General features: G+C 55.5%; 23 protein-coding genes and 1 other annotated feature. Of the genes, 1 reads left to right on the forward strand and 22 read right to left on the reverse strand.

Annotated elements, in window-relative coordinates:
* The first annotated feature begins 21 nt into the window (after positions 1 to 21).
* On the forward strand, positions 22 to 1035 hold the full coding sequence (locus tag ACFPQ4_RS07385; protein ID WP_378111141.1) for an HD-GYP domain-containing protein: 1014 nt from the start codon (positions 22 to 24) through the stop codon (positions 1033 to 1035).
* A gap of 68 nt (positions 1036 to 1103) precedes the next feature.
* Here ACFPQ4_RS07385 and obgE read toward each other — a convergent pair whose 3' ends face one another.
* From obgE to ACFPQ4_RS07495, 22 genes are all read right to left on the reverse strand, one after another.
* Entirely contained in the window at positions 1104 to 2438 is a 1335-nt protein-coding gene (gene obgE, locus ACFPQ4_RS07390; protein WP_378111142.1) for a GTPase ObgE, read from the reverse strand.
* 67 nt (positions 2439 to 2505) lie between these two features.
* A complete protein-coding gene (locus ACFPQ4_RS07395; protein ID WP_378111143.1) occupies positions 2506 to 3261 on the reverse strand; it encodes a Spo0B domain-containing protein in 756 nt (251 codons plus the stop codon).
* Positions 3262 to 3536: 275 nt separating this feature from the next.
* Positions 3537 to 3848, reverse strand: a complete 312-nt coding sequence (gene rpmA / locus ACFPQ4_RS07400; protein WP_378111144.1) for a 50S ribosomal protein L27 — start codon at positions 3846 to 3848, stop codon at positions 3537 to 3539.
* A 4-nt stretch (positions 3849 to 3852) separates the two neighbouring features.
* On the reverse strand, positions 3853 to 4203 hold the full coding sequence (locus ACFPQ4_RS07405) for a ribosomal-processing cysteine protease Prp (RefSeq protein ID WP_378111145.1): 351 nt from the start codon (positions 4201 to 4203) through the stop codon (positions 3853 to 3855).
* An 11-nt stretch (positions 4204 to 4214) separates the two neighbouring features.
* Positions 4215 to 4526, reverse strand: a complete 312-nt coding sequence (gene rplU / locus ACFPQ4_RS07410; protein WP_378111146.1) for a 50S ribosomal protein L21 — start codon at positions 4524 to 4526, stop codon at positions 4215 to 4217.
* Between the two features lie 13 nt (positions 4527 to 4539).
* Positions 4540 to 4628: a sequence feature (ribosomal protein L21 leader region), on the reverse strand.
* A gap of 95 nt (positions 4629 to 4723) precedes the next feature.
* The gene (locus tag ACFPQ4_RS07415; RefSeq protein WP_378111147.1) at positions 4724 to 5959 is read right to left on the reverse strand and encodes an Rne/Rng family ribonuclease; all 1236 of its coding nucleotides are present in this window, start codon (positions 5957 to 5959) and stop codon (positions 4724 to 4726) included.
* A 32-nt stretch (positions 5960 to 5991) separates the two neighbouring features.
* Positions 5992 to 6867, reverse strand: a complete 876-nt coding sequence (locus ACFPQ4_RS07420; protein WP_378111148.1) for a M50 family metallopeptidase — start codon at positions 6865 to 6867, stop codon at positions 5992 to 5994.
* The gene (locus ACFPQ4_RS07425; RefSeq protein WP_378111149.1) at positions 6860 to 7840 is read right to left on the reverse strand and encodes a peptidoglycan DD-metalloendopeptidase family protein; all 981 of its coding nucleotides are present in this window, start codon (positions 7838 to 7840) and stop codon (positions 6860 to 6862) included. The genes ACFPQ4_RS07420 and ACFPQ4_RS07425 overlap by 8 nt, the downstream gene beginning before the upstream one ends.
* 114 nt (positions 7841 to 7954) lie before the next feature.
* Positions 7955 to 9103, reverse strand: coding sequence for an FtsW/RodA/SpoVE family cell cycle protein (locus ACFPQ4_RS07430; protein ID WP_378111150.1), 1149 nt, complete (start codon positions 9101 to 9103; stop codon positions 7955 to 7957).
* Between the two features lie 7 nt (positions 9104 to 9110).
* The gene (minD, locus tag ACFPQ4_RS07435) at positions 9111 to 9905 is read right to left on the reverse strand and encodes a septum site-determining protein MinD (protein ID WP_378111151.1); all 795 of its coding nucleotides are present in this window, start codon (positions 9903 to 9905) and stop codon (positions 9111 to 9113) included.
* A gap of 3 nt (positions 9906 to 9908) precedes the next feature.
* Positions 9909 to 10571: a septum site-determining protein MinC gene (locus ACFPQ4_RS07440; protein ID WP_378111152.1), complete on the reverse strand. Its 663-nt coding sequence runs from the start codon at positions 10569 to 10571 to the stop codon at positions 9909 to 9911.
* A 56-nt stretch (positions 10572 to 10627) separates the two neighbouring features.
* The gene (gene mreD / locus ACFPQ4_RS07445) at positions 10628 to 11152 is read right to left on the reverse strand and encodes a rod shape-determining protein MreD (RefSeq protein ID WP_378111153.1); all 525 of its coding nucleotides are present in this window, start codon (positions 11150 to 11152) and stop codon (positions 10628 to 10630) included.
* Between the two features lie 2 nt (positions 11153 to 11154).
* Positions 11155 to 12006: a rod shape-determining protein MreC gene (gene mreC, locus ACFPQ4_RS07450; RefSeq protein ID WP_378111154.1), complete on the reverse strand. Its 852-nt coding sequence runs from the start codon at positions 12004 to 12006 to the stop codon at positions 11155 to 11157.
* Positions 12007 to 12064: 58 nt separating this feature from the next.
* Complete coding sequence (locus tag ACFPQ4_RS07455; RefSeq protein WP_378111155.1) at positions 12065 to 13078, reverse strand: rod shape-determining protein; 1014 nt, start codon at positions 13076 to 13078, stop codon at positions 12065 to 12067.
* 84 nt (positions 13079 to 13162) lie between these two features.
* Positions 13163 to 13852 carry a RadC family protein gene (gene radC / locus ACFPQ4_RS07460; RefSeq protein ID WP_378111156.1) on the reverse strand — a complete coding sequence of 230 codons (690 nt, stop codon included), beginning with the start codon at positions 13850 to 13852 and terminating at the stop codon, positions 13163 to 13165.
* A 51-nt stretch (positions 13853 to 13903) separates the two neighbouring features.
* The gene (locus ACFPQ4_RS07465) at positions 13904 to 14515 is read right to left on the reverse strand and encodes a Maf family protein (protein ID WP_378111157.1); all 612 of its coding nucleotides are present in this window, start codon (positions 14513 to 14515) and stop codon (positions 13904 to 13906) included.
* A 21-nt stretch (positions 14516 to 14536) separates the two neighbouring features.
* Positions 14537 to 14779 carry a DUF4321 domain-containing protein gene (locus ACFPQ4_RS07470; protein WP_378111158.1) on the reverse strand — a complete coding sequence of 81 codons (243 nt, stop codon included), beginning with the start codon at positions 14777 to 14779 and terminating at the stop codon, positions 14537 to 14539.
* A 130-nt stretch (positions 14780 to 14909) separates the two neighbouring features.
* Positions 14910 to 16289, reverse strand: coding sequence for an SPOR domain-containing protein (locus ACFPQ4_RS07475; RefSeq protein ID WP_378111159.1), 1380 nt, complete (start codon positions 16287 to 16289; stop codon positions 14910 to 14912).
* A gap of 128 nt (positions 16290 to 16417) precedes the next feature.
* Positions 16418 to 17758, reverse strand: a complete 1341-nt coding sequence (gene murC, locus ACFPQ4_RS07480; protein WP_378111160.1) for a UDP-N-acetylmuramate--L-alanine ligase — start codon at positions 17756 to 17758, stop codon at positions 16418 to 16420.
* Positions 17759 to 17813: 55 nt separating this feature from the next.
* The gene (locus ACFPQ4_RS07485; protein ID WP_378111161.1) at positions 17814 to 19202 is read right to left on the reverse strand and encodes a bifunctional folylpolyglutamate synthase/dihydrofolate synthase; all 1389 of its coding nucleotides are present in this window, start codon (positions 19200 to 19202) and stop codon (positions 17814 to 17816) included.
* Positions 19203 to 19219: 17 nt separating this feature from the next.
* Positions 19220 to 21883, reverse strand: a complete 2664-nt coding sequence (locus ACFPQ4_RS07490; protein ID WP_378111162.1) for a valine--tRNA ligase — start codon at positions 21881 to 21883, stop codon at positions 19220 to 19222.
* Positions 21884 to 22299: 416 nt separating this feature from the next.
* Entirely contained in the window at positions 22300 to 23571 is a 1272-nt protein-coding gene (locus tag ACFPQ4_RS07495) for a LysM peptidoglycan-binding domain-containing protein (RefSeq protein ID WP_378111163.1), read from the reverse strand.
* Positions 23572 to 23698: the final 127 nt, after the last annotated feature.

Below are 23698 nucleotides of genomic sequence, written 5' to 3' on the forward strand. Positions count from 1 at the left end.
GGTTGCGGGGTGGAATCATACTTGACTGCGAGTCAACGCTCTTGGATCGGACGGCGTCTGAAACACGATGTACATAACGCTAGGGGCATCGTCCTGCTCCCCACGGCGCATCCGCTCTCCGAAGAGGATCTCGTCAAGCTGTCCCTTCATCGCATCTCTTTATCCGAGAGGGATCTAGAGCCTCTCTCCAAACAGGAGCAGGCGCTCCAAGCGCTCGAGGAATCCGTGATCTCCATTCAACGGTTGTTCGAGGACATCCGCTTCACCGGCCAAATTCCGATCATGGACATTCGCAAAGACGTCCTGCCGGCTATCGTGCAATCATCGGAGCAGCTCCAAGTGTATCCGCTTCTTATCTCCATGTATTCCAAGGACGATTACACTTATCGGCACAACATAGCAGTCGGGGCGATCTCATCGTTGATCGGGCGTTGGATGAACCTTCCGGAGAAAGAGTTGGCTATTCTTACGATGGGTGCTATCTTGCACGACGTGGGAAAAATGCGCGTTCCCGAGCACATCTTGAACAAGAGGGAACGGCTTACCGAAGAAGAATTCGAAATTATGAAACAACATACCGTGTTCGGGTACCAATTGATTCAGGAATGCAACGGGTTGAACTGGCGATCGGCATTAATCGCGTTGCAGCACCACGAAAGAGAAGACGGCATGGGTTATCCTTTTGGCGTCGAAGGCGCTCGCATCGATCCGCTTAGCAAAATCGTAGCCATTGCGGACGTCTTCCATGCTCTCACCAGCGATCGGGTATACCGTGACGCTTCGCCCTTCTACGAGATTTTGCATCAGATGTACACGGGAACGCTCGGCAACTTCGATACGGGCATTCTCACGATGTTCACGCGCCGCCTAATGGACGGCCTTATCGGATGCGAGGTCGAGTTGACGGACGGACGAATCGGACGCGTCGTGCTCATTCCGCCGATGGATCCGACTCGCCCGCTCATTCAATCCGGAGATACGTTCATCGATTTAAGCAAAGAATCGAACGTCCATATGGAGCAGATCGTAGGATAATATCTCCTGAAAATAAAACGAAGCCCCCGCAGCCATTGTTAATCCATGGCGACGGGGGCTTCTTGCCGTTATGCGTCTTCGAAAATATAGTCGTCCGAGCCGCCTTCGAAAAACTCGAACTCGAACTTGCCGATCCGGATGGTGCTGCCGTCTTTCGCTCCGCGCTTGCGCAGCTCGGCATCGACGCCTACGCCGCGCAGGATGCGCCCGAAACGAACGATAGCTTCATGGGAGCCGAACTGCGTGCGGCGCATAAGCTTCTCGATCGCTTCGCTATGCACGACGAACGCTTCGTTATCCCGCGTTATCGAGAACGAAGTATCGTTGCCCGGCTCGAACCGGTACACGATTCCCTCTTCGGCTTCTTTCGCTGCCGTATCTTCTACTTCCACGAATTCAGGCAACGAATCGAGCAGATCCGCAACCTTGTAGAGCAGCTCTTGAACGCCCTGTCTCGTGAGCGAAGAAATCGGCATAATCAAAATGTCCGGCTTCACTTCGCTTACCTTCTCACGGAACGCCGTCAAGTTGTCCTCGGACTCCGGCATGTCCATCTTGTTCGCGGCGACGATTTGCGGGCGATCCGCAAGCTTAACATTGTACTGCTTAAGCTCGTCGTTGATTTTCTCCCAATCGTCGAAAGGATCGCGGCCTTCCATGCCCGACATGTCCACGACGTGCACGATGATGCGCGTACGTTCGACGTGGCGTAGGAATTCGTGACCTAGACCGATACCGGTATGCGCGCCTTCGATCAGCCCCGGCAAATCCGCCATGACGAAGCTACGCTCGTCCCCAAGATCGACGACGCCGAGGTTAGGCGTCAACGTCGTGAAGTGGTACGCCCCGATCTTCGGTTGCGCTCCGGACACGACGGACAGCAACGTCGACTTGCCTACGCTCGGGAAGCCGACCAGACCGACGTCCGCCATTACCTTCAGCTCCAGCGTAACCCAACGTTCCTGTCCTTCTTCCCCGTTCTCCGCGATCGCCGGCGCGGTGTTCGCCGGGCTCTTGAACCGGGTATTGCCGCGTCCACCACGTCCGCCCCTGGCAATGACGACCTGCTGGTCGTGACGGGTCAGATCGGCGATCAGTTCACCGGTGTCGTCATCGACGACGATCGTACCTGGAGGCACGCGTACGATCATGTCATCCGCGTTCGCGCCGTGCTGGGTTTTGTTGCGCCCCTTCTCGCCGCGCGTTGCCTTAAAATGCTTCTGATAGCGGAAATCCATGAGCGTCCTTAGTCCTTCGTCCACACGGAAGATGACGTCTCCGCCATCTCCGCCGTCTCCGCCCGCAGGTCCGCCTTCCGGTACGTACAGTTCTCTGCGGAACGCGACTAGTCCGTCGCCACCGTCTCCGCCTTTAACGAATATTTTCGCTTTGTCTACGAACATGATGAATTCACTCCAAGTGCAACGACCGGACGGGCTGTTCACGTCCTCGCGTCGTCGTCACGAATATTTAAGCGTGCAACGGAAAACGAACGCTCATCGTCCGCGCATGCTGTGTTTCGTCGATGGGCTCGACATTAACCAAATCCCCTACGCCATCCAAACAACGCGCCAAGTCCGCATCCACGCTGTCGGCGGCAGCCAATTCCCCCGCATAAGTCAGGTCGACCTGATAACCGACAGCCGATTGGGCTATCGCAAGCTTCAACGTGCTATCGTACGCCGAAGTGTTACCGGATCTAACGCGAATGACGTTAATCATTCCGATGACCGCTTGGGCAAGTCTATCCGCTTCGCGAGGCGTTGTTCCGAACTGAAGCCCGTCCTGGACTTCTACGTCCAGCCGCAACGAATCGCAAATCGTCCGGAACGACAGCAAATAAATCGACAGCTTCGGATTGCCGATGTGGGACAACCGGCTGTCATGGTCCATGCGTACCCTTATTCTGTCCACCACGTCGACGGCTTTATCGGGCTTGTTCAAACGTAAATATCCGTACAGCACCTGAAGTTCGTTCATCCAGTCGTGACGATGATGGCTTAACGTCTGAATCGCCGAACCGTGCGCATGGTCCAACAACCGATCGATGCGTTCGCGATCCTCGCGGGAGCCCGCGGTCGCAAGTGCCACTCCAAGCGCCAGGCTCCAAAGCATGAACAAGATTAGAGGCCACCAAGCATCCGGCCAACCGAATACGGCCGCGATAGGAAACGCGAGCGAGGATGCCGCGACGATATGCAAAGGCGTGATTTTCCTTATCCTCATTGTTGCGTCCCCGTCTCCTTCAGCCATCCATTCATTCGGCGTGCATCCCATACAATCCCAGTATAGCATGGCCAAGAGCCGTTTAACCATGCCTTGAGCTTGAACGAAATGTCCTAATTACGCAAAAACCCCGGCCAATAATGCGATGGCCGGGTGTTCTCGTAGTATCAGATAAGTATAAGTTTCAACCTACTATAACTTCTCTGATACCTCCGACATAAACGTAATTGCGCCATCCCAAGGACGGCGTAAGCCGTTTATGCTTGTGTGAAGTATTAAACTTCAAGCGCAGCAGCGACTGGCGCTTGCTCCAGCGGGTACACGCTAACTTTCTTGCGATCGCGTCCCCAACGCTCGAATTTGACGACGCCGGTCACTAGCGCGAACAGCGTATCGTCTTTGCCGATGCCTACGTTGTTACCTGGGTGAACCTTAGTACCGCGTTGGCGATACAAGATGCTTCCTGCAGGTACGTTCTGACCGTCCGCACGTTTTGCGCCAAGGCGCTTCGAGTGGGAGTCACGTCCGTTCTTCGTAGATCCGACCCCTTTTTTCGAGGCGAACAACTGAAGATTCAGCTTCAACATGGTTTCAACCTCCTTTTTCCGCAAATGTTACTTTTATTTTCACGTACTTACCGTATTCATCCGCAATGGATTCCAGAGAAACGAGCATGCCTTCCAGCAAAAGCTGGACTTGAGCGTTCCGAGCTTCGTCGTCGCTGCTAGGCGTTACCACCTTGAGCAACCCGTCTTTCTCGGATACTTCGGCATCGGGCACGAGCCCCGTCAATTTCTCGATCGCGTTAACCGCCCCTGTTGCAACCGCAGATACGCCGGCACAGACAATATCTTTGCCCGGATCGTCGTAATAAGCGTGACCGGATACGGTAAACCGCGTTATGTGGCCTCGTCTATTCCGCACTAGCGAGATCTTAATCATCCGGCTACCTCTTACGCCTTGATGCTTTCGATCGTCACTTTCGTGTACGGTTGACGATGACCTTGCTTACGCTTGTAGTTCTTCTTCGGTTTGTACTTGAAGACGATGATTTTCTCGCCTTTAACTTGTTGCTCGACTTTGCCCGTTACGGACGCGCCGGATACAAGTGGAGCACCCGTCGTAAGACCTTTGTCGTTGGACACTGCCAATACACGGTCAAACGTGATGCTGTCGCCTGCGTTCGCCGAAAGCTTCTCGACGAAGATTACGTCGCCGGCTTGTACTTTGTATTGCTTGCCGCCTGTTTCGATAATCGCGTACATTCTGTTGCACCTCCTCATGTCTAAGACTCGCCTCATGGGGTGCCGGTTGCCGTGAAGGCATCTCGGACTTGTCGACCCGGTGGAGTGCGGTTGTAGCCTGCAAAATGTTCAGATTGCACGCACTAACGTAGTTTATCATATCGCCTAAGCGAATTCAACCACAACTTTAATATGCACCGAATAAGGCATGAATCGAGTTACCTTATGTATATTTTCCCGCTTCCTTTGCAGGCCGCGCACGTCTCGTAAAAATAGTTCATGGCGTTCTCCCGGGCTTTTTTGCGCGTAATCTCGAGCAATCCGAGCCTCGTCCAACCGACGACCTGACACTTGGTGCGATCCCGCTTGATCGTCGTTTCCAGCAGATGCACGACTTGATGGCGATGCTCCTCCGTCTCCATATCGATGAAATCGACGATGATGATGCCGCCGACGTCCCTTACGCGCAAAAGCCGCGCGATCTGTTCCGCCGCTTCCAAGTTCGTCTGGAATACGGTCTCCTCAAGCGAAGCGGAGCCGGTATATTTGCCCGTATTCACGTCGATGACGGTAAGCGCTTCGGTCTGGTCCCAAACCAAATATCCGCCGCTCTTCAGCCAAACGCGCGATTGGAACGCCTTGTCGATCTGGTCTTTAATGCCGAATTTCTCGAACATCGGTAGCGTCTCGCTATATAGGCGGATTTTGTCCGACATCGCGGGCGCCGCCTGGCGCATGTAATCCTGGGCATCGTGCAGGCATTGTTCGTTATCGATGATCAACTCTTCGGTGTCGGGCGTTATGACGTCCCGAATGATCCGATGCACGAGACCCGAATCTTTGTGAAGCTGCTTCGGCGCGTCCGATTGCGCGTTTAAGGCCATGACGTTGCGCCAAATGGTGCGCAATCCGTTCAAATCGCCTTCTAACGAAGAACGGCTTTCGCCTTCGGCGTTCGTTCGCATAATGAGCCCTTCGCCTTCGGCGCGAATGTCTTCGGCCAAGCTCTTCAGGCGCAATCGTTCCGTCTCTTGGTCGATCTTCTTGGAAATGCCGATGTAATCGGCTCCCGGCATATAGACTAGCCAGCGTCCGGGAAGGGAGAAGTGAGTCGTCACCCTCGCACCCTTTCCGCCGAGCGGATCCTTCATAACCTGCACGAGCACCTCGTCTCCGGGCTTAAGCAATTCCGAGATGGAGGGCTTGTCCTTCGGCTGTTTGTCCAAATGGGGGTGTAGCGCGTCGTCCACGTATAAAAAAGCGTTCTTGGATAATCCGATATCGACGAAAGCAGCCTGCATGCCGGGCAGCACGTTGACCACTTTGCCCTTGTACAGGTTGCCGATCAACGAAGTACCTTCGATTTTTTCCACGCTGAATTCGGTTAACCTTCCGTTTTCCAATAGGGCCGATTGGGTAACGTTTTGCGAGCAATGGATGAACAGCTGCTTCATGCAAACCTCCCACGGATATGCTTTTCTCCATTTTACATGAAAAAACGCAAATCCGCATTCCCTGATGTCAATCGTCCGAGGAACCCTTCGATAATCGTCTTCTCCGGGACGACTTTGGCGATTTTTCCGCGTTTCATGATGTACACGAGGTGGTACTGCTCTTTCATGAAGAGGCGAATGATATGGATGAGCGGCCGGTCTTCCTCGATGACGATCGGACGGGAGAGCACGCCGTGCTTCATGCGGCTATCCGATTTTTCGCTGCGATGGACGAGAAAACGCAAAAAAACGAACGGCACGTTGCGTAAATAAGTCCAATTGGACGCGCACAAGAAGAGCCCGACCGCGAGCAGGTTGAGCTGAACGAGTCCGCCTGCAAGAAGCGGAAAGAGCGAGGCCAACACGATAAGAAAGCTGAAGACGAGACTGATTCTCGCGCTCCAGAGGAGCGTGCGATGATAAGGCGCTTGTAAGCTAATCCAAGCCTGAAGCATTCGGCCGCCGTCAAGCGGCAATACCGGCAACAGATTAAAGGCGCCAATCAGCAGATTGGCACGCACGAACGCTTCCGCCCATCCGCCGTCGATCCATCCTGCTTGTCCGAGCATCCAGCCGGCGGCAGCGAGAATCGCGTTCTGCATCGGGCCGGCCAGCGCCACCCATACTTCCTCCCGTACCGGCAACGTCCCCGCTTCCTCGACTTCGACGACGCCTCCGAACGGAAGCAGCTTTATTTCGCGCACCGTCCACCCGAAGCGAAGCGCCGCAAGCAAATGCCCGAGTTCATGCCACAAGACGATGACGAACAACGTCGCCAGCTCCAGGAATCGCCCGGTTGCGATCGAGGCCATCATAACAAGCACGAATAGCGGATGAAGCCTGAACGCAATGCCTCGCCATTTAATCAAAAGGAACCACTTCCGCCGGATCTAGCTTCTTTCCGTTCTGCTGCACGGCGAAATAGAGCGTGCTCTCCCCGTCAGCTCCGTTAGCGGACTTGAGCTCTCCCAGCTTCTCGCCGGCCTCTACCCAGTCGTTCTCCTTGACCGTTGCGCGCTGCAAATTGCCGTAAACCGACAAGATGCTGTCGGGATGCTGCACCAGAATCGTCAGTCCGCCTGCTTCTTCCGCTTGAACCTGCAGTACGCGCCCGGCGTACACCGCGACTATATCGCTGCCTGCGGGAGCAGCCAACTTCACGCCGCTTCCGCTCTGGGCGTAGCTTTGAACGATTCTGCCTTGCACGGGAACGACCGTATCTTCCGGGTTTAATGTAACCGCGACTTCCTTCGTATCATCGCCTTCGCGCAAAAACGGCAAAAACGATGGCGAGCCGCCGAAAGTATCGCTATACCATGCTTCTATCGCTTGGAAATCCATATCGTTCGATACCGAATCGGTCATCCACGCGCGGGCTTCGGCGCTTCCGGGGAGCTCATACTTCAACCAGCCCCACGCGCCCGCGAAGAGCAGCCCTGCGATGAATATTCTTACCGCCATCCCGCGCGCCCATGGCGACAGTCCCGACCTGCCAGGCGCCCTATTCCGATCAGGGGCGCGAGAAGTCGGCGACAACCCCTTCATCCCTGCCCAATTGTTTGTATCGTACTTCATCGTTCGCTGCTTCTCTTTCCACCACAGCTCCGGATCCGGCTCGTCGCTCGGCATAATCGGCGACATCGGGACAAGCCCATGGGAAGGATAAGAGGGCTGAATAACCGGGGGAAGGACGTCCTCCGTGATCGGCGGCTCCGGCGGGATCGACGCCCGTTCCCGCGCCTCCGGTCGTGCTTCGACCGGGTCCTCATTCGCCTGCATATCGTCCAGCAACTGCTGTATCCGCTCACGCCTGCGATCGCGCACGCTATTCCGAATTGGCACGGCAAGCCCTCCTTGTCCTTCTCGTCTACTACCACCTTATGGCGGACAAGGGTGGAATAGACTCGACAAAATAGAAAAGAGCCATCCCCGAAAGAGGATAGCCCTTGTTGTCCGCTATAAATCCATCTCATACTTTTCTTGATGCGCCCGAATGCTGAACACGAGACCGATCGACAGCATGTTAAGCAGAAGCGACGTCCCGCCATAACTGATGAACGGCAACGTAATGCCCGTCAGCGGCATAATTCCGATCATCATCCCGATGTTCTCGAAAATCTGGAACACCATCATCGAGGCGATCCCGATAATCATGAACGACCCTCGCAAATCGATGCACTGGTAGGCGATCAGTATCATCCTGTATATGAACAGGAAGTACAACAGCAACAGCACGGCCGCGCCCTGGAAGCCGAACTCCTCGGCGATAACGACGAAGATCGAATCGGAATACGTGTACGGAATGAACTTGCGGTTTTTGGATTCGCCTTGCATATATCCGTCGCCCGCTAGTCCGCCGGATCCGATGGCGATCTGCGCGTATTCCGACTGACGTCGGTCGTCCGCGGAAGCTTCCTCCGGATGAATATACGTGTTGATCCGTTGGTACCAGTGCGCCTTATGATGGTCTTCCAGGTACGTCTTGATTTCCGTGTTGTACGTATTGAACAACGTAACGAACAGCATCAACCCGCCGATAACCGTCGTGAGACCTATCATAACGTACGTGTAACGGATATTTCCGATCCAGAGCATGCCAAGCACGATGAAAATGTAAATGATCGCGTTGCCCAAATCCGGCTGGATCATTACGAGCATGAACGGGACGAGGGCCGTAGCCGCCACTAACACGACGTCGGTACGCATTCTGAGCGGATCGCCGAGACGTCTGCCGAGCAGCGCGGCTATCGAAACGATCAAGAAAATCTTCATGATTTCGGCGGGCTGGAACAGCATGCCTCCCGGCAAAATAAACCAGCTTCTTGCGCCGTTAATCTCGGGCGCGAACATAAACACCATGACGAGCAAAATTAACCCTATGACGTACCAAGCCATCCAAGTTTTCAGGATGAGCCTATAATCGATCAACGTCGACAACATTATAACGACGAAGCCGACCCCGTAATAGATGACCGTCTTTAAGTCGTAATGCGAGTAACTCGGATTGCCGTGCGTCGCGCTCCTGATCAATATGGTGCTTATGCCCATGAACAGCATCAGGATGAGCAGCATCATCCAATCCATCTTCTTCAATCGGTTAAGCAAGCTCCGATCAACCCATTCCCAAGAACTTCTTTACTTTGCGGAACATACCCGCTTTCTCCTCCAGCTGCGATAGCGGGACGGTTTCGCCGAGTATGCGCCTGGCGATATTGCGATAGGCGATAGACGCGCGGGACGTAGGATTCATAACCGTCGGTTCCCCTTGGTTCGCGGCTTTGATTACAGCTTCATCATCGGGCACGATGCCGATTAGGTCAATGGCTAATACCTGGCAAATGTCGTCGATCTCGAGCATATCGCCGCTTCTCATCATGTTCGGACGAATGCGGTTAATGACGAGCTTAGGAGACGAGATGTGGCTTTTCTCGAGCAGGCCGATTACGCGGTCCGCGTCGCGAACGGCCGCGTTCTCCGGCGTCGTGACGACGATCGCCTGCGTAGCGCCTGCAATCGCGTTGCGGAAGCCTTGCTCGATTCCCGCGGGGCAATCGATGATAACGTAATCGAAATCCGGCTTTAGACTTTCGATGATTTGTTTCACTTGCTCCGGCGATACGTCGTTCTTGTCTTTCGTCTGCGCGGCCGGAAGCATATAAAGCTCATCGAAGCGCTTGTCTTTAATCAGAGCCTGGTTAACCCGGCACCGACCTTCGGCAACGTCAATGAGATCGTAGACGATCCGATTTTCCAAACCCATCACGACATCCAAGTTGCGCAATCCGATATCGGTATCTACCATGCACACTTTTTTGCCTAGCAACGCAAGCGCCGTTCCTAAATTGGCTGATGTCGTCGTCTTGCCGACGCCGCCCTTGCCCGAGGTGACTACTATCGCTTCTCCCATGGCTTACACTCCTTTGAACTGCATGACTTCCTTGCGGTGACGGCTAAGGCTCGTCATTTTGTCTATCGACATCGTTCCGTCCTTCAAGAACGCATATTCCATCCAAGGCTCGGCAGAAGTCCATTCATCCGGCGGCCGACTAATGACATCCGCGATTCTAAGCTGCGTCGGCGTCATGGAGGAGGCCGCGATAATCGCCTTCTCGTCTCCCGCCGATCCTGCGTGAACCATTCCCCGAAGCGCGCCCAGAATATAGACATCCCCCGTGCAACGTATGACCCCGCCGGGATTCACGTCGCCCAGAAGAAGCAAATGTCCTTCGTACTCCAACGTCTGTCCGGAACGTACGATTGCGGCAATCGTATGTATGCTCGGCCCGCTTAGCGGTTTAGCTTCGCTAGCAGGCGGATTACTCTCGATCGATTGAACTAATAGATTTCCCTGCTTCCGAAGAACGGCGCGAATACGCTCCTGGTCGTTCTCGTCCAGATGCCTCTCTCCGAGCTTAACGAACACATGAATGATCGGACCGGTGAATTGCTGCACATGCTTGTCGAGCTTCGTGTTCAGCTCGTCTAAGAGCACTTCGAATTCGCAACCGTCGTCCAGCAGAAAAACGAGCCCTTCTTTGATCCCCTTGATCGTAATGTGCGATTTGCCGGCCATTTTTCCGTTCCTCCCTACGGTTAATGAAATTCTGCCAAGATAAGCCGAATTCCTGCTTACTCCGAATTGTCTTCTCCCGAAGATAAGGAAGGTTTCACCAAGTAGCGACGAACCGGAACGTACATGAGTAGGGCGATCAGAAGCTGCAGCAACGTCGTCGGAGCGATCTGCCAGTAGAATACGAAGCTATAAGGCAAGTCCGTAAGCCGGAACAGCTTATAAATCAAGTAGACGACCGTATCTAGCAAGCCGCCCCCGAAGACGACGATCCAGATGAAAAAAGGAAGCGTAAACGCGCGACGTTCCGCCGCCAAACCTGCCGCGTAACCGAGCAAGCCCATGCCGAAGCCGTAAGGTCCGATGAGATGGCCGTAAAACAATAAGTCCTGCAGCAATCCGAAGCCGAGCCCGAACAGAAACGCGCGATGGCGCCCCGCGAAGCCCGAAACGAATAACGTCATGAGAAAGGCAAAGTGCGGAAGCAGCCTGTCGGCCCACTCGGGCGGGATAATCCACGGAACGATCGCATTCTCGACAAGCAGCAACAGGAGCGTCCATAAGATGACTTTATTGATCTTCATCGTCAAGGACCGTCCACGTCGGGCACGACGACCACGAACACTTCGCGCAGGTGGTCGAATTTGGCCGATGGCGTAATGATGGCGGTATGGGTCAAGCCGAAGTCGCCGACTTGCCGGCTTTCGACCGTACCGATGACGATGCCTTTAGGAAATACGTTGCCGAGCCCCGAAGTGATGACTTTGTCTCCCACGGCAAGCGGATCCCGCTCGTCGATTTTCGTCATCTGCAACGTTCCCGATTCCTCGTCGTATTGGATAATGCCGAACGATTGCGTCTCTTTGCCGAGAACCGTTGCCGATACCGGCATCCCTTTGGACGAGCTTTCGTCCAAGTCCGTGACGAGCTTGACGGTAGACGTGAACGTCGATACGTGGCTAACGATGCCGACGAGACCGTCGGTCGTCGTGACCGCCATCTCCGCCTTCACGCCGTCGCGGGAACCTAGATTGATCTTGATCGTCTTCTCGTACGGATTCGATGTCGTTCCTACGACTTGCGCGATCAAGTAACGATAATTATCCAATTGTTTTTGCCTGTCGGTAAAATTAAGCGCCTCTTGCAGACGCTTGTTCTCCGCTTCGAGGGAATTAAACCGAATTTGATCCTGCGTGTACTGGGCTACGGTCTGCCGCAGCAGCTCGTTCTCCTTATACACGTCGGAAAGCCGGCCGATGTCGCGGAAGAAATCCGCGACCGCTCCGACCGGCCGGTATAATACGCCTTGTGCAGTCCCGACGGCATCGTTGATGAACTTCTCGGGCCAAGTCAACCTTTTGCGTCCGAGCGTGAATCCCATGAGCGCAATGAAAACGATCAACCCGATCATAAGAATGAACAATCTTTTGTTGCGCATTAATTTAAAGATATCCGCTCACCTGCTTTTCCGTCCCATGGGCTAAGCTGCAATAATTTTAGCGTGATCCGCCTTTAGATTTGAACAAATGGATGTTATCGAGCGCGCGGCCCGTGCCGATGACGACGCAATCCAGCGGATTTTCCGCGACTAGTACAGGCATGCCCGTCTCGCGGGCCAGCATCTTGTCCAGATGGCGCAACAGCGCGCCGCCGCCCGTCAGGACGATTCCCCGGTCCATGATGTCGGCGGACAGTTCCGGCGGACACTTCTCGAGCGTAATCTTGACCGCGTCGATAATCGAGTTGACCGTATCCGACAACGCATCCGTTACTTCGTCAGAAGTAATGGCGAGCGTCTTCGGCAAACCGGACACGAGGTCGCGGCCGCGAATCTCGATCGATTCGACTTTGTCCAGAGGCATCGCGGATCCGATTTCCATCTTTAATTGCTCTGCCGTACGTTCCCCGATCATGAGGTTGTACAAGCGCTTAACGTAAGCGATGATCGCATCGTCCATCTCGTCGCCCGCGATGCGGATCGAACGGCTCGTCACGATGCCGCCAAGCGAGATGACCGCGACTTCCGTCGTGCCTCCGCCGATATCGACGACCATGCTGCCGGTCGGCTCCCATACGGGCAGATCGGCGCCGATCGCAGCCGCGAACGGTTCCTCGATGATGAATGCTTCGCGCGCGCCCGCTTGCTTCGTCGCGTCTTCCACGGCGCGTTTCTCGACGGCGGTAATGCCCGACGGGACGCACACCATGACGTTCGGATGGCGCGGGAACAACGTGCGCGGCTTCTGCGCGCGGCGAATGAAATATTTAATCATCGTTGCCGTAGTTTCGAAGTCCGCGATGACTCCGTCCTTCATCGGACGAATCGCGACAATGTTGCCGGGCGTACGGCCGATCATCTTCTTCGCTTCCGTGCCCACGGCTTCGATTTTCTTCGTATCGGTACGCAGGGCGACCACCGAGGGTTCCCTAACGACGATTCCTTTACCTTTAACGTAGACGAGCGTGTTTGCCGTGCCGAGGTCAATCCCCAGATCTCGCGTAAATGCCATGTTGCTACCTCCTGCTTCTACCGCGACTGCTAGAATATCGCCAATTCTGACGTATCAGTCGTCGGGACAATCCTTCTTATTTTACTACAAGCATCCTGTCTCCTTCAAACTGATATAGCGATTGTCACCGATTACCAAATGATCGAGCAATTCGATGCCTAGCAGCTCTCCCGCTTCCGCCAGCCGTTTCGTAAGCGCTATGTCTTCCGGACTCGGAGTAGGATCTCCGCTCGGATGGTTGTGCGCGCACAGGATAGAGGCGCTGCTGCGCCGAATAGCGGCTCGGAACAGCTCTCTCGGGTGTACGATCGATGCGTTCAAGCTGCCGATCGATAACGTCTGGCGGCCGATGACTTGGTTTTTCGTATTCAGGAACAAGCAGACGAAGTGCTCTTCCTTCAAGTGTCTAAGTTCTTCCATCAGCAAGCTTGCGGCGTCTTGCGGGCACGTAATCTTTACCATATCCGGCAACTGCGACCTGGCGACCCTTCGGCCAAGCTCGATGGAAGCTTGCAGCAGCAATGCTTTGGCAGGACCGATGCCGCGAATATGCGTCAGCTCGTCCCATTGGCTCTCGGCGAGTCTGCGCAATCCGCCGCATTCCGTTAGAATACGCTGGGCGAGGTGGATGGAAGACTCGTCTTTCGTTCCCGTGCGCAGCAAAATAGCTAGCAATTCCGCATGGCTTAGCGCGCTTGAGCCGTGTCGTTGCATTCTTTCCCGCGGCCGTTCTTCGGTCTGCATTTCCCTAATGCGAAAGGAACGTTGTTCCATGCGTCTTCGTCCAACCTTCGTATGCCGCGTCGGCCGCGGGAGTGGCTTAGATTAAGGCGTCGAAATACCGTACGTTTCAAGCATGACCGAGACTAACGAGACCGGCAAGCCGACGACGTTGAAAAAATCTCCGTCGATCGATTCTACGAGAAGCGCCCCGATGCCTTGCAAGCCGTAAGCGCCGGCTTTGTCCATCGGTTCTCCGGTGGCGACGTAACGTTTGATTTGCTCGTCCGTCAGCTCGCGCATGCGCACTTGGGTAACCCGATGGGAAGTGATCGACTCTCCATCCGATACGCGTACGCACGTAACGCCGGTAAATACTTCATGCGTTCGCCCGGACAGACGCTTCAGCATCCGGATCGCATCTTCCGTGTCAGTAGGTTTCCCCATTACTTCCCTCTCTAAGACAACGATCGTATCGCTGCCTACGACGATAGAAGATCCGGAAGCTTGTCCGGCGATTTTCTCTTGAACGGAGAACGCTTTTCTCCGAGAAAGACCTTCGACGATTTGCTCGGGCGTCCAGTCCGAGGGAGTGTCCTCGTCGACGTTGCTAGGGACGATTTCGACGGGCAAGCCGAGTAACCGGATCAGCTCCTGCCTTCTCGGCGAAGTAGAAGCAAGGACTAGCGTATGTAGAGAAGTTGCGTTCGAGCTCATGTTGCGATACATCCTTTCGAATTACATTTTCCGATATAACCAGATCGCGAGCGCAGCCCCGATGATGCTGAGCAGGCTAACATTAGCGTGAAAATTGAGGTCGTAACTGAATACCGCCAAGTCCGCGGAAGGCGACCAATGAACCTGCAGCGAACGGGTCAGAAACTTAACGCCTTCGGCGTCTTGCAGCCACCGGGACACCAGCGTTCCTGCTAGCATGCCGAGCCAGACGAATAAAAGGAGAATCCAGCCATTTTTCTTCACGATTCGTTATTCACCACCATTTTTTGACACCTGCACATTCATTATACGTTTCCCTTAGAACGTATACAATGCGCAAAAACGAAGACAGCCCTGTAGAATCAGAGCTGTCTCATTCCAAAGTCCCGTTTGATTAACCAGCGGTCGCTGGCTGCAACGCTTGGCGTAAACCGCGGTCCGCGAGCTCGGCCTGCATGATCGCTGATTGGGCGTTCCACAGATGATAACGCGAAGTCTTCTTGCCATAGCTCGCCAGCGATGCAAGCGCGGCGTTAAGCGATTGTTCGAGCGTACGTCCCGCGGCTTGCGCGTTGCCGGTCATGGAATCGATCGCGCTTAGCGACGCTTTCCACTGCGTAGCCGCCTGTTGCAGTGCCTCAGCATCGTCTTGCGACAACGGCTGCGGCAACTCGTCTTGCAGCCCGCTAACGGTAAGCTGCGCGATCAGACGGCTTAGCGCCGAGCTCTCTTCGATAAACGACTTAAGCGCTTGCGATTGGCCGTCTTCGATGATCAGCGCAGCCGCAACGTCGATCGGCTTAATGTATACTTCGATATTCGGCATTTGAGCCGCCAGCAGTTCCGCTTCGGCTCGCGTCGGCGCAATCCCGGCGTAGACGCGATAACCATCGCTATCGTCGATCGCAGCGGGCAAGCCGACGTCTTTCAACTGAGCCGCGGCTAATTGCGTGCTGTCCGCATTGCGGAAGACGCCGTATTGCAAGACGTAAGCTTCGTTAGCTTTGATTTCCGACAAGGCGGATGTAGGATCGGCCGGATTGGGATCCGATGTTTGTACGCTCTCGCCGACGCTCGCGGTTTCCTTCAAGTCGGATGAAGACGGCGAATTAGCATTCGCCGACGACGTTGGCACGATCGCCGCTTGACTGCTATTGTCGGACTTACCCGGGAACATCGGTTCCCCTGTGAACAAAGTCAATACCATATACCCGAATAACGCTCCGGTCGCGATCGCCGCGGCGACGGATAAAATCACTCGCGTCCACGATGGGCTGTCCTTACGAACGTAATCATGGGAATGGGATAACCAATCGCTTGGCGGACGATATTCTCCATCCTCTTCCGGCAAGCTCCATCTCTCCGGTTGCTCGAAATCCGTCTCCATCTGTGCCAGCTCACGGACGATTACCGGTGCTTGCCGATCGCGAACGGTAGAACCTTGCCGCTCGGGTTTAAGCTCAGAAGGCTCCTGAATCGCGGACGGAGGCGGGATGTGCACGACTACCGAGTCGGTTCGCCGAATCATTTCCTCCAGCGCGCGAATATCGTCTTGATAGGGTCCGCTCATTGGCGGATAAGATTCTATAATCGTATGCTTATACGATTGTTCCGGTTGTTGCGCGTTTACGGTGACAGGCTGCGGCTCTATCGGCAAAGCATCTACGATTTGCTTTTCCGCAGTCTGAGACAGCTGCGACGCCTGAGCGGGCTTGACCGGCTTCGGCGCAGGAAGCGGCTCGAAACGAAACGTCATTCTCGCGTTGGATGGCATACTGCGTCTCCCCTTGTCCTACAATCTATCAATAGGATATGAGAGACGAGAGAAAGATATGAACGGAACATCAAATAAGCCCCCGCAGCCTCGGCATTGCCGAGAGCTCGGGGGCTCATTCCGTTACGTTATACGCTATACCGTTCGTGCAGGATTTTGGATAGCTCGTAAGCCGTCTTCCAAATATCGCCCGCTCCCATTGTAAGCACGAGATCGTGCGGCTTGATTTCGCTCGCCAGCAAATCCATCACTTCTTCTTTCGTCGGGACGTACCGAACGTTCGGATTGCTGTTGCTGGCGATAAGCTCGACCAGCTTGCGGGAGTTAACCCCTTCGATCCGTTGCTCTCCGGCTGGAGAATAGATGTCGGTGATGATAACCTCGTCAGCATCCGAGAACGCTCTACTGAACGCATCCAGCAAAAAGAACGTTCGCGTGTACCGCTGCGGCTGAAACACCGCGATAATGCGCTTGCCCGTCGCCTTCGCGGCTTGAATCGTCGCTTGAATCTCGGTCGGATGATGCGCGTAATCGTCGATCACCAGCATGTCCTTCACTTCTCCGAGCACTTGGAAACGGCGTTTGGCGCCGCGGAATTCGCGGATCGCCTCCGCGATCGCGGAGAACGAAGCGCCTGCCTCGAGACAGACGATGACCGTCGCCAAGGCGTTATATACGTTGTGCCGCCCTGGCACGGAAAGCGTAATCGAACCTAGCTCGTCGGCACCTTTGCGGACGGTAAACGTCGCGCAACGGTCACCAAGCTTAATATCCGTAGCCGTAAAGTCCGCATCGGTCGCATGAACGCCATACGTCAACATGCGGGCGCCGCCCACTTTCGGCACGACTTCCCGAATGTTCTCGTCGTCCGCGCAGACGACCGCGCAGCCGCTCGAACGGATATTTCCGAGGAAAGATACGTAAGCATCCTTCAGTTTATTGAAATCGCCCTCGTAATTTTCAAGGTGATCGGCCTCGATGTTCAGCACGACACCGATAGCGGGTTCGTACTGCAAGAAGGAACCGTCGCTCTCGTCGGCTTCCGCGACGACGAAATCGCTTTTGCCGGCTTTCGCGTTCGTTCCGACGTTAACGATTTCTCCGCCGATAATATAAGTCGGGTCAAGTCCGCACGTCTCCATGACGAGCGCGATCATTGACGACGTCGTCGTTTTGCCGTGCGCACCCGCGACGGCAATACCCGTGCGCGCGTTAAGCAAGCGCGCCAGCATTTGAGCCCGATGCAAAGTCGGAATCCTCAATTGCTCCGCGGCTTGTCGTTCTACGTTATCCTTCGATAATGCGGTGGAATACACGACGAGATCCGCGCCTCGTACATGCTCCGGCTCATGACCGATATAAATTTGTGCTCCATTGGCCGCCAATTTCTCCGTTAGTTCCTGGCCGACCACATCGGAACCGGACACTTGATATCCCATCTCCAGCATCACGCGGGCGATGGCACTCATGCCGTAGCCTCCGATACCGATAAAATGCACATGTTCAGCGGTTCGCAACGACGCTTCACCAGCCTTTTTCTGAATTCGTTCCATGGAGCAACCACGAGCGAACGTCGGCAATCAAATATAAAGTGCCGGTTACGACGCTAAGCGGATTCTCATGCTCCGACACTTGCGTTGACGCCTCGCGCAGAAGCGATAGTGCACGCCGCCAATCCGGCTCCACGATAATGTCGCGCGGACTTCCGAGCTCGGCTTGCAGTTTTTCGGCGACCGCGGCCAAATCTCCGGCGGCCATTTTTTTATGAAAATCCGGTTCCGTAATCACAAGCGTATCCACCATTGGTAGTATATGCCGCAGGGAATGTTCGTGATTCTTATTCGGCATCATTGCCATCATCACGTTCAAGCGATCGAAGCGATAGACGTCGCGCAGCGCGGCAGCCAAAGCTTCCATCCCTTCGGGATTATGAGCCCCGTCAAGCAAAATGCGCGGCGACTTGGAAACCATCTCTAGTCTTCCCGGCCACGCGGTTTCGCGCAACCCGGCTTCGAGATCCCCGTCGTCGACGATCAGCGCGTAATATTGGCGCAGAACCTCGAGCGTCATGACCGCCACGGCCGCGTTAACGAGCTGATGCGCGCCGTTTAAAGTCACCGCTAACGATTGTACATGGCGGAACGGTCCTTGGAAAGTAAACATTTGCTCATTTTCTTGAATCGACACGGGTTCATAGTTGAATCGGTCGCCAAGCGCGTAGACGGTTGCTTGTTTTCGCGCGGCCGTCTCCCGGATAATCGCTGCCGCTTCCGGATGTCCTGCGGCGGTAATGACGGGAACGCCGGGTTTGATGATGCCCGCCTTCTCGCTTGCGATGTCCGCAATCGTCGGCCCCAAGACGTCCATATGGTCGTGCCCGACGTTCGTGATGACGGTGACGACGGGACTGACAATGTTCGTGACGTCCAGTCGTCCGCCCAATCCCGTCTCCCAGACCACGTAGTCCGGGTACACGACGGTACCGTAATAGAGCAGCGCAAGCGCCGTCGTTACCTCGAACATCGTAGGCGAACCCCATTCGCCTTCCGCAAGCTTATCCGCTTCCGGCTTCAACCGGTTTACGAGCTTCAGGATCGATTCGTCGTCTATATCTTGCCCGTTATACTGCAACCGATTGGCGTACGAAGTCAAATAGGGCGACGTGAACGTACCGACGTCGTAACCCGACTTGTGCAAGACGTTCGTTAAATAAGCGCATACCGAGCCTTTGCCGTTCGTTCCGGCAACGTGAATGAATTTCAGCCGACGCTCTGGATGGCCCAAAGCTTCCATAAGCAGCCTGATCCGATCAAGCCCCGGACGAATGCCGAAAGAGGTTAGCCCCATAATCCAGGCCATCGCCTCTTCGGCGGTCCGGAAGCTCCCGACCGGCAAGGGACGTTCGTCTATCATGATGCGATCCCCTCCGTTTAGGCTTGCAGCTCGGCGATGCGCGCAAGCACTTTATTGCGTTTGTCTTTGTAATCTTCGCCTTTCGCGCGTTCTTGTTCGACGACGTGCGCCGGCGCTTTGGCGATATAGCCTTCGTTGTTCAGCTTCTTCTCCACGCGGTCGACTTCGGCGTTCAGTGCGTCGAGCTCCTTGTTAAGGCGCGCGATTTCCTGGCCGATATCGATCAAGCCGGCAAGCGGGAAGTAGAGCTCCGCTCCCGTAATGATCGCCGTCATCGCTTTGTCCGGCGCCGCGAGCGACGGGTCGAGCGTAAGGGCGGACGTGTTGCAGAACCGTTGGACGTAAATTTCGTTCTTCCGGAAAATAGCGTCCTCTTCGGCTCCGGTAGGCTTGAGCAGCAACTCGATCTTCTTGCCCGGGGATACGTTCACTTCCGCGCGAATGTTCCGTACTGCGCGAATCGCTTCCATGAGCAGCTTCATCTCTTTGACGGATTCCGACGCTTCGAACGCCGAATCGTACGTCGGCCACGCGGCCAGCATGATCGTCTCGCCCGGCTCGTGCGGCAAGTGCTGCCAAATCTCTTCGGACAAATACGGCATGAACGGATGCAGCAGACGCAACGTACGGTCGAGCACGTAGGCGATGACCGATTGCGTGCTGCGCTTTGCTTCCGGATCCGTGCCGTAAAGCGTAAGCTTGGCGAATTCGATATACCAGTCGCACAGATCGTCCCATATGAAGTCGTAAAGCAAGCGGCCCGTTTCGCCGAACTCATAGTTTTCCATGAGACGGGTAATCTCTTGCGCCGTCTCGTTGAAACGGTGCAAAATCCAGCGGTCGGCCGTCGACAGCTTGCCGTTCAGGTCGATATCCTCGTAAGAGACGCCTTCCAGGTTCATAAGCGCGAACCGCGAGGCGTTCCAGATTTTGTTCGCGAAGTTGCGCGCCTGCTCGACTTTCTCGAAGCGGAAACGCAAGTCTTGGCCAGGCGTGCTACCGGTCGAGATCATGTAACGCATCGCATCGGCGCCGTATTGCGCGATAACGTCGAGCGGATCGACGCCGTTTCCGAGCGATTTGGACATTTTGCGCCCTTCCGCGTCGCGAACGAGACCGTGGATAAGAACGTCCTTGAACGGAATCCGGTCGGTGAACTCGAGCGCGGTGAAAATCATCCGGGCGATCCAGAAGTAAATAATATCGTAGCCGGTAACGAGAACGCTCGTCGGGTAATAGTTTTTCAGATCGTCGGTTTCAGACGGCCAGCCGAGCGTAGAGAACGGCCAGAGCGCGGAGCTGAACCACGTATCGAGCACGTCTTCGTCCTGTCTCCAAGGCGAGCCCGGCACCTCCGCTCCCTCCGGCGCGGAGGTGCCGACGTGAATGTCGCCCGTCGCGTCGTTGTACCAAGCCGGAATCCGGTGTCCCCACCAAAGTTGACGGGAAATGCACCAGTCGCGTACGTTCTCGATCCATTGCAAGTAAACTTTCTCGAACCGGTCCGGCACGAAATTGACGCCTAGACCGGATTTTTGGCTATCGATCGCGCGCTCGGCCAGCGGCTTCATCGACACGAACCATTGCGTCGACAAATACGGCTCTACGATCGCTCCAGAACGTTCGCTATGCCCGACTTGGTGGACATGCTCCTCGATCTTGATGCATACGCCTTGCTCCTGCAAGTCCTTCACGATCGCTTTGCGGCACTCCGCGCGGTCCATGCCTTGGTACGGACCCGCTTGATCGTTCATCTTGCCGCCTTCGTCCATGACCGTAATTTGCGGCAAGTCGTGGCGTCCGCCGACCTCGAAGTCGTTCGGATCGTGCGCAGGCGTGATTTTGACCGCGCCGCTTCCGAACTCCTTGTCGACGTACTCGTCGGCGATGATCGGGATGTCGCGGTTCACGATCGGAAGACGGATCATCTTGCCGATCAGGCTCTTGTAGCGCTCGTCTGCCGGATGGACGGCTACCGCCGTATCGCCTAGCATCGTCTCCGGACGCGTCGTGGCGACCGTAATCGAACCGCTGCCGTCCGCGAGCGGATAGCGCAGATGGTACAAATTGCCGTTCACTTCTTTGTATTCGACTTCGATATCGGACAGCGCCGTACGAGCGGCCGGATCCCAGTTAATGATCCGTTTGCCGCGATAGATCAGACCTTTCTCGTACAGGCGAACGAATACTTCGCGCACGGCCGAAGACAACCCCTCGTCGAGCGTAAACCGCTCTCGGGAGTAGTCCAGGCTTAGGCCCATTTTCGACCATTGGCTCCGAATCGTACCCGCGTAGTGATCTTTCCATTCCCAAACCTTCTCCAGGAACGCCTCGCGGCCGAGATCGTAGCGGGATTTGCCTTCTTCGCGCAGCTTTTGCTCTACCTTCGTCTGCGTCGCGATTCCCGCGTGGTCGGTACCCGGCAACCACAGCGCGTCGTAACCCTGCATCCGCTTGAAGCGGATCATAATATCTTGCAGCGTAAAGTCGAGCGCATGGCCGATATGAAGCATTCCCGTTACGTTCGGCGGCGGAATGACGATCGTATATTTAGGAGCTTCGGGACGTCGTCCCGCTTGAAAATATCCGCCCTGAACCCAAGCGTCGTACCATTTGCGTTCGGCGCTGGAAGGGTCGTAAGTCGTCGGCATTTCGACGTTAAAGCTTTTGGTCTCGGACATGAGCGATGTTACCTCCATAGGACGCAATTTCAGCCGTCTATCCGCGGAACGTTAGTTCCGCAAAGCGGCGCATAAACACACAAAAACCTCCCGTCGCAAAGGACGAAAGGTTAATCTTCCGTGGTACCACCTTCGTTCCGCCTGGCGCATAGCCGGGTCGGCACTCGATGCAGGATAACGGCTGCAGCCGTCCCGTTCTACAGGAGGACCCGATGCGGCCGTCCGTTCGAACAAGAAACTCCAGGGCGACTCGTCGCAGCCGTTCTCCTGCGGAACCTTCCAGCGCTGCGTACAGCGGCTCCGCTCTCTGTAGGACTCTCTGCTAACTCTTCCCTATCCATGTCTTTCCCCTTATTTTACCCGTCGTTGAAGGGAGAGTCAATAAGGGGGCTGGGGAAGCGTCATACGCCTAGACCTTAAGGGATGTACAGCACTTGGCCTTCGGATAAGTAAGGGTCGTTCAGCCGGTTATGGAGCTGCAACGCGCGCGGCTGCACGTTGTAACGTCCGGCGATCGCTTCGAGCGTATCGTCGCGCTGAACGATGCACATGCGTACTTTGCGGAACGATTGCGCTTCGTTGCCGCTGGAGAGGAACAACCGCGTCCATTCGAGTTCGTCCCCCGAGCTGCTCGCGGCGTTTTTCCCGCTCGCCGCCTTCTCCTCGGCTAGCACGGCTTCCAGTTGCTTCAGCTCGCTTTCGCGCCTGGCTCCGATATCGCCTAGTTGGGAGAGCAGCCCCACGCCGGACTGTATGCGCTGCTGGTCATATGAGGAGACGTTAACGGACAATTGGGCCGGTTCGTTCGCTTCCTCGGCCACCGATAGCGCCAGTGCTTCGGACTGGGATCTCGTCAATTGCGATGATATTGCCGCCGATGCCGGAGTGGATGAAGCGGACGGGGCGGGCGCATTCGCTCGTTGAGCCGGGGACTCGACCCGCCGCTCGCTTAAGTCGCCCCAACGTTCCGCCGGGTATGCCGCGGCGGACTCCGCTTGGCGCGCTTGCTCTTGTTTTATGCGTAGATCTTCATGACTTTTGAATTTCGACAACCAATCATCGTTGTCAAGCGCGCTCGAGAGACCTCCCGCTTGCTGCGGTAGTTGCGGCTGCGCATCATCGCGATCCGGCTCGAGGGCCAGTTCTGCGCCAAAAGCCCCGTACGCGGCCAGCGCTTGCGCGTTTCCGCCGCCGATTTGCGGGAAGTCGTCCGCTCCCTGCGCTTCTTCGGACAAGCTATCGCGTTCGAAATCCGCCTCGAATCCAGGCTGCGCCTGATGCACGACGGTAAAGCTATCATCTTTCCAGATCGGCACTTGCGCGGCGGACACTTGCAAGCCTCTCAGAGCAAGCACGCCCGTCACGTTAAGCGATCGCGTCGACAGCAAGTCGACGTCGAAATTATCGATTTCCACGGCGATTTCGTCCACGTTCTGAATCCGATTCAGCGGCAGCGTAATTTCTACCGGAATCCAATGTTGCAATTGCAACGCTTCCTGTGAAAACTGAGAGCGATATACGCCGGACAACAACAGATGTCCGCTCAGCAGGACATTGTCTTCCTGAGGCAGCACCTGCATATGGGGCACGAGTTCGATTTCTTCCAGCTCTTCGATCGCGGCTACGTCGTCCGGCAAATGCACCCGTTCGTAAATATCGAACCTCAATCCGTTCGGTGGCTCCGTCACGGTGGATTCCTCCTTCTTCGCATCGGCACCCGGATCGTTGACCGGGTCATAAGGCAACTCACTAATTATCTATATGCCACAGAGTGCCTAGCATGCCTGTTCGCGGAGGAAAAAGCAAACAACCTCC

This window comes from Cohnella yongneupensis (genome assembly GCF_042655785.1).
In the GTDB taxonomy this organism is placed as follows: Bacteria; Bacillota; Bacilli; order Paenibacillales; family Paenibacillaceae; genus Cohnella; species Cohnella yongneupensis.